General features: G+C 46.4%; 17 protein-coding genes and 1 pseudogene. 10 read left to right on the top strand and 8 right to left on the bottom strand.

Going from position 1 to position 16663, the window contains the following annotated elements:
• The first annotated feature begins 42 nt into the window (after positions 1 to 42).
• Entirely contained in the window at positions 43 to 1419 is a 1377-nt protein-coding gene (gene htrB / locus ABZM97_RS17045) for a serine protease Do-like protein HtrB (RefSeq protein ID WP_087991092.1), read from the top strand.
• Positions 1420 to 1460: 41 nt separating this feature from the next.
• Here the strand turns inward: htrB and mrgA are convergent, their stop codons facing one another.
• Both mrgA and ABZM97_RS17035 read right to left on the bottom strand, forming a co-directional pair.
• Positions 1461 to 1922 carry a metalloregulation DNA-binding stress protein MgrA gene (mrgA, locus tag ABZM97_RS17040; RefSeq protein WP_087991091.1) on the bottom strand — a complete coding sequence of 154 codons (462 nt, stop codon included), beginning with the start codon at positions 1920 to 1922 and terminating at the stop codon, positions 1461 to 1463.
• Between the two features lie 77 nt (positions 1923 to 1999).
• Positions 2000 to 2854 carry an oxidoreductase gene (locus ABZM97_RS17035; protein ID WP_367387500.1) on the bottom strand — a complete coding sequence of 285 codons (855 nt, stop codon included), beginning with the start codon at positions 2852 to 2854 and terminating at the stop codon, positions 2000 to 2002.
• 133 nt (positions 2855 to 2987) lie between these two features.
• Between ABZM97_RS17035 and ABZM97_RS17030 the strand changes: the two genes are divergently transcribed.
• The 4 genes from ABZM97_RS17030 to ABZM97_RS17015 all read left to right on the top strand — a co-directional run bounded on the left by ABZM97_RS17030 (position 2988) and on the right by ABZM97_RS17015 (position 6687).
• The gene (locus ABZM97_RS17030) at positions 2988 to 4784 is read left to right on the top strand and encodes a M3 family oligoendopeptidase (protein ID WP_087991171.1); all 1797 of its coding nucleotides are present in this window, start codon (positions 2988 to 2990) and stop codon (positions 4782 to 4784) included.
• Between the two features lie 109 nt (positions 4785 to 4893).
• Positions 4894 to 5331: a YusW family protein gene (locus tag ABZM97_RS17025; RefSeq protein ID WP_087991089.1), complete on the top strand. Its 438-nt coding sequence runs from the start codon at positions 4894 to 4896 to the stop codon at positions 5329 to 5331.
• 217 nt (positions 5332 to 5548) lie between these two features.
• On the top strand, positions 5549 to 6376 hold the full coding sequence (locus ABZM97_RS17020; RefSeq protein ID WP_148964060.1) for an ABC transporter ATP-binding protein: 828 nt from the start codon (positions 5549 to 5551) through the stop codon (positions 6374 to 6376).
• A 26-nt stretch (positions 6377 to 6402) separates the two neighbouring features.
• Complete coding sequence (locus ABZM97_RS17015) at positions 6403 to 6687, top strand: YusU family protein (RefSeq protein ID WP_367387005.1); 285 nt, start codon at positions 6403 to 6405, stop codon at positions 6685 to 6687.
• 22 nt (positions 6688 to 6709) lie between these two features.
• On the opposite strand, the gene ABZM97_RS17010 is transcribed toward ABZM97_RS17015, so the two are convergent.
• Positions 6710 to 7597 carry a LysR family transcriptional regulator gene (locus tag ABZM97_RS17010; RefSeq protein WP_087991086.1) on the bottom strand — a complete coding sequence of 296 codons (888 nt, stop codon included), beginning with the start codon at positions 7595 to 7597 and terminating at the stop codon, positions 6710 to 6712.
• A 136-nt stretch (positions 7598 to 7733) separates the two neighbouring features.
• On the opposite strand from ABZM97_RS17010, the gene ABZM97_RS17005 reads away from it, so the two are divergent.
• Both ABZM97_RS17005 and ABZM97_RS17000 read left to right on the top strand, forming a co-directional pair.
• Positions 7734 to 8474, top strand: coding sequence for an SDR family NAD(P)-dependent oxidoreductase (locus ABZM97_RS17005; RefSeq protein WP_289348104.1), 741 nt, complete (start codon positions 7734 to 7736; stop codon positions 8472 to 8474).
• 18 nt (positions 8475 to 8492) lie between these two features.
• On the top strand, positions 8493 to 8876 hold the full coding sequence (locus tag ABZM97_RS17000) for a tautomerase family protein (protein ID WP_202328063.1): 384 nt from the start codon (positions 8493 to 8495) through the stop codon (positions 8874 to 8876).
• Positions 8877 to 8910: 34 nt separating this feature from the next.
• On the opposite strand, the gene mdtP is transcribed toward ABZM97_RS17000, so the two are convergent.
• From mdtP to ABZM97_RS16980, 4 genes and pseudogenes are all read right to left on the bottom strand, one after another.
• Positions 8911 to 10527, bottom strand: a complete 1617-nt coding sequence (mdtP, locus tag ABZM97_RS16995) for a multidrug efflux MFS transporter MdtP (protein ID WP_087991083.1) — start codon at positions 10525 to 10527, stop codon at positions 8911 to 8913.
• Position 10528: 1 nt separating this feature from the next.
• Positions 10529 to 11000 (bottom strand): annotated as a pseudogene (gene mdtR, locus ABZM97_RS16990) (MarR family transcriptional regulator MdtR).
• A gap of 160 nt (positions 11001 to 11160) precedes the next feature.
• The gene (locus ABZM97_RS16985; protein ID WP_087991082.1) at positions 11161 to 11493 is read right to left on the bottom strand and encodes a spore coat protein; all 333 of its coding nucleotides are present in this window, start codon (positions 11491 to 11493) and stop codon (positions 11161 to 11163) included.
• Between the two features lie 12 nt (positions 11494 to 11505).
• Positions 11506 to 11751, bottom strand: a complete 246-nt coding sequence (locus tag ABZM97_RS16980) for a hypothetical protein (protein ID WP_087991081.1) — start codon at positions 11749 to 11751, stop codon at positions 11506 to 11508.
• 95 nt (positions 11752 to 11846) lie between these two features.
• On the opposite strand from ABZM97_RS16980, the gene ABZM97_RS16975 reads away from it, so the two are divergent.
• Positions 11847 to 12755: a proline dehydrogenase family protein gene (locus ABZM97_RS16975; protein ID WP_087991080.1), complete on the top strand. Its 909-nt coding sequence runs from the start codon at positions 11847 to 11849 to the stop codon at positions 12753 to 12755.
• A 24-nt stretch (positions 12756 to 12779) separates the two neighbouring features.
• Here ABZM97_RS16975 and ABZM97_RS16970 read toward each other — a convergent pair whose 3' ends face one another.
• A complete protein-coding gene (locus ABZM97_RS16970) occupies positions 12780 to 12926 on the bottom strand; it encodes a YuzL family protein (RefSeq protein WP_087991079.1) in 147 nt (48 codons plus the stop codon).
• 174 nt (positions 12927 to 13100) lie between these two features.
• Here ABZM97_RS16970 and ABZM97_RS16965 point away from each other — a divergent pair, with 174 nt between their 5' ends.
• Positions 13101 to 15470 carry a 3-hydroxyacyl-CoA dehydrogenase/enoyl-CoA hydratase family protein gene (locus ABZM97_RS16965; protein WP_253268563.1) on the top strand — a complete coding sequence of 790 codons (2370 nt, stop codon included), beginning with the start codon at positions 13101 to 13103 and terminating at the stop codon, positions 15468 to 15470.
• A 10-nt stretch (positions 15471 to 15480) separates the two neighbouring features.
• On the top strand, positions 15481 to 16656 hold the full coding sequence (locus ABZM97_RS16960; RefSeq protein WP_087991077.1) for an acetyl-CoA C-acetyltransferase: 1176 nt from the start codon (positions 15481 to 15483) through the stop codon (positions 16654 to 16656).
• The last annotated feature ends 7 nt before the right edge of the window (positions 16657 to 16663 follow it).

Below are 16663 nucleotides of genomic sequence, written 5' to 3'. Positions count from 1 at the left end.
TATGTAACGATAAATGAAAAACCGTTAAAGGAGTGTAAGAACATGGATTATCGACGTGATGACCAAAACGATCAACATCAAACAGAATCTTCACATACAGAACATCAGGATACAGAAAACCGGCAGCAGATTAACCATCCTGAACAGGAATTGCTTGACGCGCCTGTTCCGTATGAAGCGGGACGGCAAGAAACGGCTTCCGCTTTAGAAATGGAAAAGACAGAAACGGCTGTGAAAAAAGAAAAGAAACGAAGAGCCGCATGGCTGAGCCCGATTTTAGGCGGGATTATCGGCGGGGGCCTGATGCTCGGGATCGCGCCTTATCTGCCGTCGGATCAAGATCAGACGACCGAGACCGCTTCCGCCAATAAACAGGTGCAGTCAGATAATTTTACAACGACACCAATCACGAACGCTTCAAACGTCGCGGATATGGTAGAGGATTTAGAGCCGACGATTGTCGGAATCTCAAATATCCAAACCTCGCAAAATAACACTTTCGGCACGGGAGGCGGTTCCAGCTCAGAAAGTGAAAGCGGAACCGGGTCAGGTGTTATTTTCAAAAAAGACAGCAATAAAGCGTATATCATTACAAATAACCATGTCGTTGAAGGCGCGAATAAGCTGACTGTCACGTTATACAACGGAGAAACAGAGACTGCCAAGCTTGTCGGCAGCGACGCCATTACTGATTTGGCTGTTCTGGAAATCAGCGGCAAAAACATCAAAAAAGTGGCGAGCTTCGGTGACTCTTCACAGCTTCGTACGGGAGAAAAAGTAATCGCCATCGGAAATCCGCTCGGACAGCAGTTTTCCGGTACGGTGACACAAGGCATCATCAGCGGATTGAACCGGACGATTGATGTGGATACCACACAAGGCACGGTGGAAATGAACGTGCTGCAAACTGACGCAGCGATCAATCCGGGGAACAGCGGAGGCCCATTAATCAATGCAAGCGGCCAGGTCATTGGCATCAACAGTTTGAAGGTGAGCGAAAGCGGCGTAGAGTCACTTGGATTTGCGATCCCGAGCAATGATGTCGAGCCGATTGTTGACAGTCTGCTGGAAAATGGAAAGGTAGATCGTCCGTTTTTAGGCGTGCAAATGATTGACATGTCACAAGTACCGGAAACGTATCAGGAAAATACGCTCGGCCTGTTTGGAGATCAATTGGGCAAAGGTGTTTATGTAAAAGAAGTTCAGGCAAATTCACCAGCGGCAAAAGCAGGTATTAAATCTGAGGATGTCATTGTCAAACTAAACGGTAAAGACGTGGAAAGCAGCGCGGATATCCGTCAGATCCTTTACAAAGACTTGAAAGTCGGAGATAAAACGACAATTCAAGTGCTGCGAAACGGAAAAACGAAAACCTTGAACGTGACACTGACCAAGCAGACAGAAAGCAGCTCAAGCTAGGAATAATCAAAAAGCTGAACCCGAAAAGGGTTCAGCTTTTTTTATCCTAAGTAAGCGGAAAGCATCCACACTTGTTTTTCAACTTCATCAATTAATCCGACAAATAAGTCCGCTGTGGCATTGTCTTGATTCTCTTCAGCCAGGCCGATCACGAATTTAGATTCGCTGCTGATTTGTTTGTAGTCTTTTACCAAGGCTTGTACCATGTCTGACGCTGATGTTTCGTTCCCGCCGTCTGTGATAGACGCATGCTCAGTGTACTCTTTCAATGTGGCAACAGGCTGGCCGCCGATCGCCAGCAGGCGTTCAGCAATGGTATCGAGTGTTTCCGCCGCATGGTCATACAGTTCTTCAAATTTTTCATGTAATGTAAAGAAATGCGGCCCTTTCACATACCAATGGAAACGGTGGAGCTTAGAGTATAAAAGAAACCAGTTTGATAATTGTGTGTTCATTGAATTCTCAACTAATGTTTGATTTGTTTTTGCGTTTTCAGTTTTCATAAGATAACGTCCTCCTTGTGATCTGTTAATTTAATTATACAACATATTAATTAAAAATCAATACTAAATTATAATAATTATAATTTAGATGAGCTGAATAGTTTTTTCTTTAGGATAGACTCCCATGCAGACCAAGGAAAAAGCGATCGGAATAACAAGGTGAGCTTGATGCCTTTTCCGATCGGGTATCGTAATTTCTTTAGATGCTGTTTTGTTGCCAATTGATATATGAGGTCGGCAACCTCTTGAGGATCTCCGCTTTCATCTGCGTTTTTTTCAACGTAGGAAAGGATTTTTTTGTAGTATTGATGATAGGCTGAATCGTCAGCAGGCACCGACATATAATGTGATAATGAGGTTGACCAGATCGATGTCTTGTATGAGCCAGGCTCGACCAATACGGTTTGGATACCGAACGGAAGCAGCTCCGCACGCAGGCTCTCAGAAAAACCCTCCAATGCATGCTTGGAAGAGACATAAGGCGACAGCGCGGGGAATCCGGTCAGACCGCTGATGCTGCTCATGTTTATAATCTTTGCTCCGCTATGCTTTCTTATGTAAGGCAGAACGGTTTTTGTCACATGAATTACTCCGAAGACATTCGTTTCAAATTGTTGTTTGAAATGTTCCATCGGGACATCCTCGACAAATCCCCCGTAAGCCGTTCCTGCGTTGTTGACGAGAAGATCAATGGGAGCGTAAGCGCTAACGGCTTTTCCAAATGAGGCGATGGATTGCTCATCTGTGACATCGAGAGCGGTAATATGAATAGAATCAGCCACATTGTGTGCTGCGGCCAATTCCCGAAGCTCTTCTGCTTTCTCAGGCTGTCTTGTTGTGGCAATCACGAAAAATGACTTGGCGAGCTTTACGGCTGCCAGCTGGCCAAAGCCTTTTGACGCTCCTGTTACGATTGCGATTTTTTTATTCATCATAAACCTCCTCATGTAACTGCTACAGCTATTGTACAATCATGAACGGAAAATGACGCTTATAAAAGAATTTTTATACAATAAATCAGAATTATTCTATAATAAAACGAAAGAAGGAAAGGGGTTTTATGTTATGGCGCTGCAAGGGGTAGACCAAAGATGGGATCTTGATTCATTTTTTAAGGGCGGGAGCCAGTCAGAAGAATTCAAGGGATATATCGAAAAACTGTCACAAAGCCTGCGTGCATTTCAAGACATGACTGATGCGTTCCAGGTGCCCGAATCGTCTGAAGAGGCTGAAGCGCTGACGGCAATACTAGATGTATTCGAACAGGTATCCGTCAAGCTTCAGCAGGCCGGCGCTTTTGTCGCTTGTCTTCAGGCTCAAAATATCAGTGATCACAAGGCTAATGAGTATAAATCGCTGATGCATCAGCTTTCTGCAGATTTTCAGTCCTCTCTCGTCACATTAGATCATAAGCTTGTGGACATTGAACAAGACGTGTGGAATGAATTGTTAACAAAACCCGGATTATGCGATGTATCGTACATATTAAATGAAAGAAGACAGAGGGTTGCCGAAAAGCTCGGCCCCGGTAAAGAAAAACTGATTGGAAACCTTGCGGTGGACGGATATCACGCTTGGAGTGACTTATACAATATGGTTGTCGGGAAAATGACGATCCCGTATGAGGAAAATGGCGGGAACAAGCCATTGTCTGTCGGTCAGGCTGAAAATATGCTGGCTCATCAAGACCGTGCTGTCAGAAAAACAGTATATGAACGTTTGCATCAAGCGTGGAAAAGTAAGCAGGATATTTTTAGCAGCACGCTGAATCATTTGGCGGGATTCCGGCTTGAAACCTATCATGCGCGCGGCTGGGAGGATGTCCTGAAGGAGCCGCTGCAAATCAACAGGATGAAAAAAGAAACACTGGATACGATGTGGCAGGTCATCACTGAAAACAAGCAGCCGTTCGTTCAGTTTTTGAACCGCAAAGCATCCATGCTCGGCCTTGAAAAGCTCAGCTGGTACGATGTTGAGGCCCCAATCGGATCTGATGGAAAGGTTTATTCATATGATGAAGCCGCAAATGTCATTGTCAGCCAATTTTCCACGTTTGGCAAAAAACTGTCCGCTTTCACAGAAAAAGCGTTTCGGGACCGCTGGATAGAAGCGGAAGACAGAAGCGGAAAAAGAGTCGGCGGCTTTTGCACGAGCTTTCCGGACAGCGGGGAATCGCGGATTTTCATGACGTTTTCGGGAAGCGCCTCAAATGTATCAACGCTTGCCCATGAGCTCGGGCACGCGTTCCATCAGGAAGCGATGCTCAACGTCAGGCCGTTAAACCGATCCTACGCGATGAACGTAGCGGAAACGGCTTCAACGTTTGCCGAGATGATTGTGGCAGACGCGACTGTTCAGCAGGCGGAGACGAAGGAAGAAAAGCTTGTCCTTCTCGAGGATAAAGTGCAAAGAAGCGTTGCTTTCTTCATGAATATCCATGCCAGATTCCTATTCGAAACGAGGTTTCACGAAGAACGAAAGCGGGGAGCAGTACCGGCAGACCGTCTGAATGAGCTGATGGAGGAGGCGCAAAAAGAGGCATTCTGCAATGCGTTAGGAGAGTATCATCCGCTCTTTTGGGCGTCGAAGCTCCACTTTCATATCACGAGGGTGCCGTTTTACAATTTCCCTTATACGTTCGGTTATCTGTTTTCTCTCGGCATTTATGCGCTGGCGCTTGAAGAAAAAAACGTGTTCGAAGAGAAGTATATCGCGCTATTGCGAGATACGGCTTCTATGACCGTGGAGGATTTGGCGATGAAGCATTTGGGCGCTGACATTACGAAGCGCGATTTTTGGGAGAATGCCATCAAGCTGGCTGTGCGGGACGCGGAAATCTTTTTGCAAATGACTGAATCTTAAAGAAAAGCCGTGGCGTCATACGCCTCGGCTTTTTCAATTCTTCTCTGAATGAGGATTTCATTCTCGGGACATACCTAAAACAAATGGGATCCTACAGGGGGGGAAACATATGCATTTAATCAGAGCAGCCGGGGCTATTTGCCTCGCAGTGGTTCTGATTGCGGGCTGCCGTCTCAATGAAGACCAGCAGCAGGCAAAAGGAGAAAATACAGCCGTCACCCAACTGAAGTCTGTTCCTTACAGCGATTTTTCGCTTCGGGTGAGTTACGGGGATGGAGAGCATGATCGTTATGAAGGTGTATATTCAAAAAATGAAACTCGTGAAATAGCGGAAATACAGGATAAGCTCTCTGGCGTAAACCAGGAGGGGGAAGAAGCATTGGACGAGATGAAAATGATCCTGAGCGAGCTTTCCGTGACAGATCATATGGCTGAATCAGAAGTGATACACAGTGTGCTGGCAGCGTTTAATTTGGACAGCCATTATGACCATATCGACTTAAAACTAAAGCTGAAGAATGGCTCAATAAGAGAAATTAAGAAATAATCCTGTGATAAAAAACCCATAACCCCCAATTATGTCCAAAAAACTAATTGAAAATGATTTTCAAAGTCATTGTTTTCTGCTACAATGAGGGATATATGAGCATATCAAATGGCTGAATATCGAATCACTTGCATTGATGACAATTGACTTAACACGCATGTATATAGAAAACGTGCAATACATAGTGCTGCTAAAAAGCCAGCAAAAAGGAGCGGTTATGGGTATGAGTGCAATTTCTACAGAAACGCTGAGCTTAGGATACGGGGATGCCGTTATTATTGATGAGTTGAATTTAACCATTCCAAAAGGTGAAATTACCGTATTTATTGGCAGTAATGGCTGCGGAAAATCGACACTTTTACGTTCATTAGCGCGTCTGATGAAGCCGAGAGGTGGTTCAGTGCTGCTGGAAGGAAGAGCGATTGCCAAGCTTCCAACGAAGGAAGTCGCAAAAGAACTCGCAATCCTGCCGCAGGGTCCTTCGGCTCCAGAGGGGCTGACGGTGCACCAGCTGGTGAAGCAAGGAAGATATCCTTATCAAAACTGGCTGAAACAGTGGTCAAAAGAGGATGAGGCAGCAGTTGAGAGAGCGCTTAAAGCAACAAAACTTGAGGACATGGCTGACCGCGCCGTCGATTCTTTGTCAGGAGGACAGCGCCAGCGGGCTTGGATCGCAATGACGCTTGCACAGGAAACGGATATTATCCTTCTGGATGAGCCGACGACGTATTTGGACATGACGCACCAAATTGAAATTCTTGATTTGCTGTTTGAGCTGAATGAAAAGGAAGAGCGGACGATTGTTATGGTTCTCCATGACTTAAACTTGGCGTGCCGCTATGCGCATCATCTTGTGGCTATAAAAGATAAACAAATTTATGCTGAAGGCCGTCCGGAAGAAGTCATCACTTGTGATCTTGTGCAAAATGTGTTTTCTATGAACTGTCAGGTCACACAGGACCCGCTGTTCGGAACGCCTCTTTGCATCCCTCATGGCAGGGGCAGATGCATTGTCCGGGAAGCGGCTTTTACATCACATGGATAAATAAACGCCAGCGAAGGAGCTTTCACTTGAGAAAGCTCCTTGCTATTTTTTCGAAAGGAAGATGGAAAATGGAACAAAAACTTAAGGAACAGCTCGATGGATTGCTGGAGAAGTATACGGAGCTTCTGCTTGGTGAATCAAACAATGAGCTAAAAGAAGAAGTGAAGCAATGGATTTTGTACACGCATATAGCCAAAAGCATGCCGCCCCTAGCTAAGCATTGGAATGGGACATATCCTGACGCGAAGCAGGGCATTAAAGATGTCATTCAGCATATTAAGGAATTAAATGAAACGCATCGAAACAAATAATAATTAAAAAGCAGTCTGCCAATCACAGCAGACTGCTTTTTTGTGATGCTGCCGTTTGATCTGCCGCGAAGGAATCCATAAAAGTCCGCAGCGCGCTGCTGATAAACGAATCTTTTCGGACAATAAATTCTGTTTTCATCTGTCTGAGAGCTTCAGGCAGCGGGTACACGCGAATCGACCCTTCAGCCTCGTGTTTTTGCACAACCGTTCTTGGCAGCAACGAGATGCCAAGACCTGCTGTAACCCCGCCGATAATCGCTTCAAGCGTACCAAATTCCATAATAACCGGCTGTGTGACGCCGGCAGCGCGCAGCCATTTTTCAAGTGTTTCCCGATACGAACAGCCTGTGCTGTAAACGAGAATCGGCTTTGTGATGGCTTCCTCTGCATCGGATACGGAAGCTGCTGAAACAACCACTGGTTCTTCCTCAAATGCAGGATAGGACACGAGCTCGGGATGATTGCATTCACATCCGATAAAGGCGCCATCCAATTCATACCGGAGAACTTTATCAATGAGAAATTGTGTATGACCTGTTGTTAAAGACAGCTGGACGTTTGGATGTTCTTCATAATAAGAAGCCAGAAGCTTCGGAAGCCTTACCGCGGCGGTTGTCTGAGTGGAGCCGATCATAAGCGGCCCGCTTGGTTCGAGAGAGGATGAGAGCGCTTTAGATGCCTCATCCAGCAGGCCGATAATTTTATTGGCGTAGTCCAGCAGCAGCTTTCCGCTTGCAGAAAGTGTCATGCCCCGGTTATGGCGCAAAAACAGCATGGTGCCCAGCTCAGCTTCCAATTGCTGAATTCTGGCTGTGACATTCGATTGCACATAGCCAAGCTGCAGGGCTGCTTTCGTAATGGAGCCTTCACGGGCTACCATTTGAAACACACGTAAATCTCCGCTTTCCATTTTGAATTCCTCCGTTTGTTTGTTGCTATCAATCTGAGTGATAGCAAGTATCTTTAACAATCATTATACGTAACACCAAACCTGGATTACAATGGAATCAGCAAGATAATTTCATAAACAGCAAGGAGTGGCGGCAATGAATGTCATGAACAAAATAGCTCTCGTAACAGGGGGCGCAACAGGAATCGGAAGAGCAGCCAGCATGGAATTGGCAAAACGCGGAGCGGTTGTTGCGGTGAATTATTCACGTTCGCAATCCGAAGCGGAGGAAACAGTGGAAATGATTCGAAAAGATGGCGGGCAAGCCTTCTCCATACGAGCAGATGTATCAAAAAACAGCGAAGTGCAGGACATGGTTCACTCGATCGTAAAAACGCACGGCACGATTGATGTTTTAGTCAATAACGCCAGCATTACACGGCATATTCCAATGGATGATCTTGAAGCGGCGACAGAAGATGTCTGGGATGAGCTGTACGCTGTCAACGTGAAAGGGATGTTTTTCTGCGCGCGGGCAGTGGTTCCGTTCATGAAAAAAAGCAAGGCTGGAGCGATCGTGAATGTCGGCAGCATCGCAGGGTTAACCGGGGCGGGTTCATCTATGCCTTATGCAGTGTCAAAATCGGCGGTGCACGGTTTAACGAAATCATTGGCCCACGCCTTAGCGCCCGAAATCAGAGTGAGCGGTGTTGCACCGGGAGCTGTCGCAACGAGATGGTGGGCTGGCCGGGAAGAAAAAATGAAAAGCATGATCGGCGCTTTGCTGCTGCAGCGTATTGCTGAACCGGATGATGTCGCCAAATTGATCTGTTCGCTTGTTGAACAGGAATCACTTACAGGCCAAATCATCACAATTGACAGCGGACAGACGCTGTAAAGAGAGGAGATGCGGGGGATGCCATTTGTACAGATTCATTTACGGGCGGGAAGAAGTGAAGCATGGCTTCAAAAACTAAGCAGGACCATCCATCAATCGATGATCGAAGAAATCAATGTGCCGGAAGATGACTATTTTCAAGTCATCAGGCAATATGAAAACAGCGAATTTTTTTATGATCCGTCTTATCTGCGGGTCGAGCGTACTGATGAACTGATATACATTCATTTTACGTTGAAAGATTCAAGAACAACTGAACAGAAAAAAGCGCTTTACCACTCAATCGCAAGCCGGATTCAATCCGGGCTTGGTGTAAGAAAAGAAGATGTGTTTATCATACTGGCCGGAAATCAGGATGAGGATTGGTCCTTCGGAAATGGAAGGGCTCAGATGATCGAATAAAAAACCCCGCGGGTTGGACCCGCGGGGCGCTCTATTAATGTGAAGGTGATTCAACGGCTTGTGCCGCTTTCTCTTTTACTTGTTCATCCGTTTTCTTATTCGATAGCTTGATAGGTTTTAAGAATAAGGTAAATACGGCTCCGACTGCGATAAAGATCAGGCCTGTATAAAACACGCTGTGGAGCGAATCCATCAACGATGTTTTTAAAATCGGCATAATATGGGATGAGAAAGCCGCAGGGATTTGTTTCAATGCGTCCGGACTGAACAGTGATTGCAGCAGCCCTTGCGGATTTGTATCAATCATACTCTTTAGCTGGTTGGCAAATGAGCTTGCCTGTGCCGGAAGTGAGTCTAAATATGGCACCAGTTTATCTGTTAATAAGTTTCCTGATCTCGCATTCATTACAGTTCCAAGCATGGTAATGCCGAATGTTCCTCCGATAGAACGGAAGAATTGGCTGGATGATGTGACAACCCCAAGCTCTTCTTTCGAAAAGCTTTCCTGTAAAGCCAGTGTCAGAATCGGCATAACCAGACCCATTCCCAGACCAATAATCGCCATATACGATGTAGCGACAAGCTTGCTCGTATCAAGACCCAAAGTCGTTAACAGCAGGAATCCTCCGGCCATAATCAGCATGCCTGTAATGATTTGCGGTTTAATGCCGATTTTGAAAACCAGCTGGCCGCCGATAATACTTGTAATAATCATTGAGATCATCATCGGTGTCATAATCGTGCCTGATTCAGACGCGCTTACACCGACAATTCCCTGCATAAAGAAAGGAACAAATGTAATTGCACCAAACATGCCGATACTCATAAAGAAACCGATCAAGTTTAAAAATGTAAACGTTCTGTTTTTAAATAGATACATTGGCAGGATCGGCTCTTTTGCTTTTGATTCTACGATAATAAAGCTGACAATGCCGATCAGCGCGAGTGCGAACAAGCCAAGAATCTGCCATGAACCCCACGCGTAATCTTTTCCGCCAAAACTTAAGGCGAGAAGGAGGCTGACAATCCCGACTATCATCGTGAAAATCCCAGCGATATCGAAGTTGATCGGACCAGTCTGCTGGCGGCCCTGCAACCCTCTGGCAATAAAAATAACCGCAATAATTCCGACTGGAAGGTTAATATAGAAAACCCATTTCCAGTTTAGCGAGTCTACAATCCAACCGCCGATTTGCGGTCCAATCACTGAAGCCAGCCCGTAAATCGCGCCAAAGACCCCTTGGAATTTAGCGCGCTGTTTTCCAGTGAACAAGTCACCGATGACAATCATCGCCATCGGCATCATAATGCCTCCGCCGATTCCCTGCAGTCCGCGGAAAATAATCAATTCTGTCATATTGTTGGCCATTCCGCACAAAGCGGAAGCTGCCATAAAAATAATCAAACCTGATACATAGACAATACGCCGTCCCAATAAATCGGCCAGTTTACCGGCAATCGGAACGACAGTTGTTGATGTTAACAAATATGCAGTTGTCAGCCAGGTCATCATGCTCAAACCGCCCAGATCACCGACAATTTTCGGCATGGCCGTTCCGACAATGGTACCGTCAAGAGCTGAAAAAAACATGGCAATAATTAAGCCTGTGATTAATAACGTCCGTTTTGATTGTTTGCCTTCATTACTCATTTCATCCGTTTCCTCTTTTCATGTTTTGCTTTTCAATCCGTTTCCGCTGCAGCCTGTGCGAGCTTTTCTGTAATACGCGCCGCCTGAAGCATTTCCTCCTCCGTCAAGAAGGAAAGGTATCGCGCCATAATGGCTTTTCTGCCTGCCAAAACCTCCTCGAACTTTCCGTCTCCTTCATCAGTCAGACTGATGTCAATCACTCGCCTGTCTTTTGTGTTGTGTGTTCTGGTGATGAGATTTTTTTGTTCAAGGCGATCTGCCATTAACGTCACAGCGCTTGGCTTGACCTCCATCCGCTCGGCGATTTCAGAAATTTTGAGGCTGCCGTGTTTTTTTAAGCTGGCCAGCACAAACAGCTGCGCTGGGGTAATTCCTTGTTTCTCCATGCTTTCCAGCATTTCAGGCTGTATCTTTTGAAAGAGCGCCTGAAGTGATAATTGAATATCGGACATTAACTGATCCGCACTCTTCATGTTCATTTCCCCTCTATTGCATAAACTGTATTTATATTTAAGATAGTAAAATAATTAATATATATTAAATATAAATAAGCGTTAATAAAAAGTCAACTAATTTCACATAAAAAAAGGATCGATGCCCTGAAACACATCGTATCCTTTTTGCTCATGTATTTTATTGCTGATAAGGAGATTGCTGCTGAATGGTCTGCTGGAATTTTTGGTAGGACTGCTGCAGCTTTTGGGCATCCTCCGCTTCGACAGAATACCATCCATATTGGAACATGAGGTCATACAGTTTTCTTTGCGTTTTTTGTGACTCATCAAAAATGGTTTGAATATCCTGATAGAGAGACTCATGGCTGAATTCGTTCAAGGCTGTACAATACGCAGTTGTCATATATTTTTCTGTTGTCAGCAGTTCGTTGACGAAATCTCTGTCATTCATCTCCGAAGTTGTCGGTACAGGTGTCTCCGGGTTGCTGATTTTCTGATTTTGCTGATTCATTCTGGCGCCTCCTTATTGGATGTAGCCGGACCGCTGTTGGCCTGGCTGCAGGTGCTTTAATATTCTTTGATAGTGGTCATGATGCATGTGTCCGACGCGGTCGAGTTCTTGTTTTAACGATTGATCCTGGCACTTTTGCGCCATGAAATGCGCTTTTTTCATCGCGAGCAAATTCCAGTTCAGCATGTCATTCAGATACAAATGATCTTTTGTCGAAATAACGGAAGGCGGCATTTGTGATTGCTGCTGATTATCCATTGTGATCCTCCTTTGGTTTTCTGTTCAATATATAGTTTCCTTTAGTCCGGGAGTTATATGCAGGTGTTTTGAAAATGGCGGCAGGAGGGAGTCGGATGTTGAGACATATATTTTTATTCTTATCTCAAAATAAAGCACTTACCAAGTTCGCAAAAGCATACGGGCCGCGGCTTGGAGCACGAAGGTTTGTCGCGGGGGATACAATTGAATCGGCGGTTAAGGCTGTCAAAAGGCTAAATAGATCCGGTTTGTGCGCAACAATTGATTATTTAGGCGAGTATGCAGCGTCAGAAAAAGAAGCGAAGCAAGTCGCAGAGGAATGCAAGAAAGCCATTCAAGCCATTGCCCAGCATCAATTGGACTCAGAGCTTTCACTCAAGCTGACTTCAATCGGGCTTGATCTTTCAGAAGAACTTGCCCTTTCTCATTTGCGTGCCATTCTATCCGCTGCGAGGCAATATGGTGTTGCTGTGACGATTGATATGGAAGACTATTCTCATTATGAACAGACACTCGCTATCTACAGGCAATGCAAACAGGAATTTGAAATGCTCGGCACGGTGATTCAGGCCTATTTGTACCGGGCGGCAGAAGATATCAGAAATATGCATGACTTAAAGCCGAATCTCAGACTTGTGAAAGGCGCTTATAAAGAATCTGCGGCTGTGGCATTCCCTGACAAAAAAGGAACAGACCTTCATTTTCAGAGTTTAATAAAACTGCAGCTGTTAAGCGGGAACTACACGGCTGTCGCCACACATGATGATGACATCATTGCGTTTACAAAACAGTTCGTGGGTGAACATCAGATCCCAGCGTCACAATTTGAGTTTCAAATGCTATATGGCATCAGGCTGGAGCGGCAGAAGGAACTGGCTAAGGAAGGGTACAGAATGCGAGTGTATGTCCCATATGGAACGGACTGGTTCAGCTACTTTATGAGAAGAATTGGCGAACGGCCTGCCAATGCAGTGTTTGTGCTGAAAGGAATTTTGAAAAAATGAAAGCAGCCGCGGGAAGCAGCTGCGTCATGATTGTTCCATGTTATGTTTTTTATATTGCTGATTTTGACTTGTCCGTTTTCCGCCGCCGTAATGCTGAGTCGGACCGGCATCACCTTTCACGCTCGCCGCGCTGACTGCCGCTGAAGACGGATCTTTTTTCTCTCGCACCATTCCCTTCACCTCCGGGTTTAAGTTGCCCGTCTTTTATAAGCTTCATGCAAAAAAATAACAAATTAGCTATTGAAGTCGAAGCGAAAATCTTTTAAGATGAAAGAAGAAACGGGTTTCATTTTTTTTGTTCAAAAAATGAATGATTATTCATTCAATGTTCAAGGGGGATATCTCATGCACAAACACATTCGGAAGGCAGCCGTTTTAGGATCGGGGGTAATGGGTTCCGGGATTGCTGCGCATTTGGCTAATATCGGCATTCCTGTCCTGCTGCTTGATATTGTGCCGAACGATTTGACAAAGGAAGAGGAAAAAAAGGGGCTGACGAAGGACAGTTCGGAGGTGCGCAGCAGGCTGAGCCGGCAGGCGATGAAAAAACTGCTGAAACAAAAGCCCGCTCCTCTCACATCAGCGGAAAATACCTCCTATATCACACCTGGCAATCTGGAGGATGATGCAGCAAAGCTGAAAGAAGCAGATTGGATTATTGAGGTCGTTGTCGAAAACCTTGAAGTCAAAAAGCAAATATTCGCTCTTGTAGATGAACATCGAAAGCCTGGCAGCATCGTCTCAAGCAACACCTCCGGCATATCAGTACAGGAGATGGCTGAAGGACGGTCGGATGATTTTAAAGCCCATTTTCTCGGAACACACTTTTTTAATCCCGCTCGCTATTTAAAGCTGCTAGAGGTCATTCCGATTAAGGAAACGAACCCTGATATTTTAAAGTTTATGACAGCCTTCGGTGAAAATGTCCTTGGTAAAGGCGTCGTCACAGCAAAAGACACACCGAACTTTATCGCAAACCGCATTGGAACGTACGGGCTTCTCGTCACAGTCCAAGAAATGCTGAAAGGCGGCTATCAGGTAGGGGAAGTCGATTCGGTCACAGGTCCGCTGATCGGCAGACCGAAAAGCGCAACCTTCAGAACGCTTGATGTTGTCGGACTCGATACATTCGCCCACGTCGCCCGAAATGTGTACGACAAAGCGGACGGAGACGAGAAAGAAGTATTCCGCCTGCCGGGTTTCATGAACGATATGCTGCAACAAGGGTGGATCGGAAGCAAGGCCGGCCAAGGCTTTTATAAAAAAGAAGGAAAAACGATTTATGAGCTTGACCCAGTGACGCTTACTTATGGCGAACGGACAAAAATGAAAACAGCGTCACTAGAAGCGGCAAAACAGGCAAAAGGAACAAAAGCCAAAATGAAAGCGCTTATTTACTCGGATGACAGAGCTGGCAGACTGCTGTGGAAAATCACATCTCAAACGCTGCTTTACTCAGCCGAACTGCTTGGGGAGATTGCCGATGATATTCATGCGATTGACCAAGCCATGAAGTGGGGATTCGGCTGGGAGCTGGGCCCGTTCGAGATGTGGGACGCCATCGGCCTCAGGCAGTCGGCGGAAAAGCTTGAACAGCTTGGAGCGAAAATGCCTGACTGGATCAAAGACATGCTGGACAAAGGAAATGAAACCTTCTACATCAGAGAAAATGGAACGGTATTTTATTATGACCGCGGCGAATATAGAGCTGTGAAAGAAAACAAAAAACGAATTCATTTACAAACGCTCAAGGAAACAAACGGCGTGATTGCGAAAAACAGCGGAGCAAGCCTGATCGACCTTGGAGATGATGTGGCCCTCCTTGAGTTTCATTCAAAAAGCAATGCGATCGGCCTCGATATCATTCAAATGATCAACAAAGCATTAGAGGAAACAGAGCGGAACTACAAAGGCCTTGTCATCGGCAACCAAGGGAAAAATTTCTGCGTTGGCGCCAATCTTGGCATGATCTTAATGGAAGTTCAAGATGACAATTTTCTGGAAGTCGATTTCGTGATACGCCGTTTCCAGGAGACGATGATGAAGATCAAATACAGTGCGAAACCGGTTGTCGCCGCTCCATTTGGCATGACGCTCGGCGGAGGAACCGAAGTATGCCTGCCGGCGGCGCGCATTCAAGCAGCAAGCGAAACCTATATGGGGCTTGTGGAATCCGGCGTCGGACTCATCCCGGGCGGAGGAGGAAACAAAGAGCTGTACATCAACCATCTCCGCCGCGCACCTGATCCGATGAATGCGGCAATGAAAACATTTGAAACGATTGCGATGGCGAAAGTGTCCGCTTCCGCCCAAGAGGCTCGTGAGATGACCATCTTAAAAGAAGCGGATCCCATCAGCGTGAATCAGGACCACCTGCTGTACGATGCGAAGCAGCTTGCCGCATCTTTATACGATACAGGCTGGCGGCCGCCTGTAAAAGAAAAGGTCAAGGTGGCGGGAGAAACCGGTTATGCGGCACTCTTGCTTGGCGCGGAGCAAATGAAGCTGTCCGGTTATATATCAGAGCATGATTTCAAGATCGCGAAAAAACTTGCTTATGTCATTGCCGGCGGCCATGTGCCGTTCGGTACAGAGGTTGATGAAGAATATTTATTGGAGATCGAGAGAGAAGCGTTTTTGAGTTTGGCAGGAGAGGCGAAATCTCAAGCGAGAATGCAGCATATGCTTGTGAAAGGTAAACCTTTACGGAATTAGGAGGGAGCTTATGAAAGAGGCAGTCATTGTGTCAGGTGCAAGAACACCGGTTGGGAAAGCAAAGAAAGGATCGTTGGCCACCGTTCGCCCGGATGATTTGGGAGCGATTTGCGTAAAAGAAACACTGAAACGGGCAGGCGGCTACGAAGGCAATATTGACGACTTGATTATCGGCTGTGCGACACCTGAAGCGGAACAGGGGCTTAATATGGCCAGAAATATCGGCGCGCTTGCGGGGCTGCCGTACACGGTCCCGGCGGTCACAGTCAATCGCTACTGCTCTTCAGGCCTTCAGACCATCGCATATGCGGCAGAAAAAATTATGCTCGGTGCCTACGATACAGCGATCGCCGGCGGAGCAGAATCGATGTCGCAGGTACCGATGATGGGGCATGTGACCCGTCCGAACCTCGCATTGGCAGAAAAGGCGCCGGAGTATTACATGAGCATGGGCCACACAGCCGAGCAGGTCGCGAAAAAATACGGCGTTTCCCGCGAGGATCAGGATGTGTTTGCCGTTCGCAGCCACCAGAACGCGGCCAAAGCCCTTGCAGAGGGGAAATTTAAAGATGAGATTGTGCCCGTCGAAGTGACGGTGACAGAAGTCGGAGACAACCATAAGCCGCGGGAAAAACAGTTTGTCTTTTCCCAAGATGAAGGCGTTCGCCCGAAAACGACGACAGACATTTTATCGACATTGCGCCCGGCTTTTTCCGTTGATGGAACGGTTACTGCGGGCAACTCCTCGCAGACGAGTGACGGAGCGGCGGCAGTTATGCTGATGGATCGGGAAAAAGCGGATGCGTTGGGTTTGGCGCCGCTTGTGAAATTCCGTTCCTTTGCAGTAGGCGGCGTGCCTCCGGAAGTGATGGGCATCGGGCCGGTGGAAGCCATTCCGCGTGCTTTAAAGCTAGCCGGGCTTCAACTGCAGGACATCGGCTTGTTTGAACTGAACGAAGCTTTTGCATCACAAGCCATTCAAGTCATCAGAGAACTCGGCATTGACGAAGAAAAAGTGAATGTCAACGGGGGCGCAATCGCGCTTGGACACCCGCTTGGCTGTACGGGAACAAAGCTTACACTCTCACTGATTCATGAAATGAAACGGAGAAACGAGCAATTTGGAGTCGTCACAATGTGTATCGGCGGCGGGATGGGAGCGGCCGGTGTATTTGAATTATGCTAAAGGGGGA

This window comes from Bacillus vallismortis (assembly GCF_040784915.1).
Taxonomy (GTDB): domain Bacteria; phylum Bacillota; class Bacilli; order Bacillales; family Bacillaceae; genus Bacillus; species Bacillus subtilis_G.
Note: the sequence above shows the minus strand (reverse complement) of the source record. Positions and strands in the feature narration are given on the sequence as shown.

Bases quoted from the DNA above. Each gene is read 5' to 3' on its own strand.
- ABZM97_RS16965 (WP_253268563.1), top strand. From the start codon at position 13,101: ATGCACAAACACATTCGGAAGGCAGCCGTTTTAGGATCGGGGGTAATG.
- htrB (WP_087991092.1), top strand. From the start codon at position 43: ATGGATTATCGACGTGATGACCAAAACGATCAACATCAAACAGAATCT.
- ABZM97_RS17020 (WP_148964060.1), top strand. From the start codon at position 5,549: ATGGGTATGAGTGCAATTTCTACAGAAACGCTGAGCTTAGGATACGGG.
- ABZM97_RS17010 (WP_087991086.1), bottom strand. From the start codon at position 7,597: ATGGAAAGCGGAGATTTACGTGTGTTTCAAATGGTAGCCCGTGAAGGC.
- ABZM97_RS16975 (WP_087991080.1), top strand. From the start codon at position 11,847: ATGTTGAGACATATATTTTTATTCTTATCTCAAAATAAAGCACTTACC.
- ABZM97_RS17000 (WP_202328063.1), top strand. From the start codon at position 8,493: ATGCCATTTGTACAGATTCATTTACGGGCGGGAAGAAGTGAAGCATGG.
- ABZM97_RS17035 (WP_367387500.1), bottom strand. From the start codon at position 2,854: ATGAATAAAAAAATCGCAATCGTAACAGGAGCGTCAAAAGGCTTTGGC.
- ABZM97_RS16960 (WP_087991077.1), top strand. From the start codon at position 15,481: ATGAAAGAGGCAGTCATTGTGTCAGGTGCAAGAACACCGGTTGGGAAA.
- mrgA (WP_087991091.1), bottom strand. From the start codon at position 1,922: ATGAAAACTGAAAACGCAAAAACAAATCAAACATTAGTTGAGAATTCA.
- ABZM97_RS17005 (WP_289348104.1), top strand. From the start codon at position 7,734: ATGAATGTCATGAACAAAATAGCTCTCGTAACAGGGGGCGCAACAGGA.
- ABZM97_RS17025 (WP_087991089.1), top strand. From the start codon at position 4,894: ATGCATTTAATCAGAGCAGCCGGGGCTATTTGCCTCGCAGTGGTTCTG.
- mdtP (WP_087991083.1), bottom strand. From the start codon at position 10,527: ATGAGTAATGAAGGCAAACAATCAAAACGGACGTTATTAATCACAGGC.
- ABZM97_RS16970 (WP_087991079.1), bottom strand. From the start codon at position 12,926: ATGGTGCGAGAGAAAAAAGATCCGTCTTCAGCGGCAGTCAGCGCGGCG.
- ABZM97_RS16980 (WP_087991081.1), bottom strand. From the start codon at position 11,751: ATGGATAATCAGCAGCAATCACAAATGCCGCCTTCCGTTATTTCGACA.
- ABZM97_RS17030 (WP_087991171.1), top strand. From the start codon at position 2,988: ATGGCGCTGCAAGGGGTAGACCAAAGATGGGATCTTGATTCATTTTTT.
- ABZM97_RS16985 (WP_087991082.1), bottom strand. From the start codon at position 11,493: ATGAATCAGCAAAATCAGAAAATCAGCAACCCGGAGACACCTGTACCG.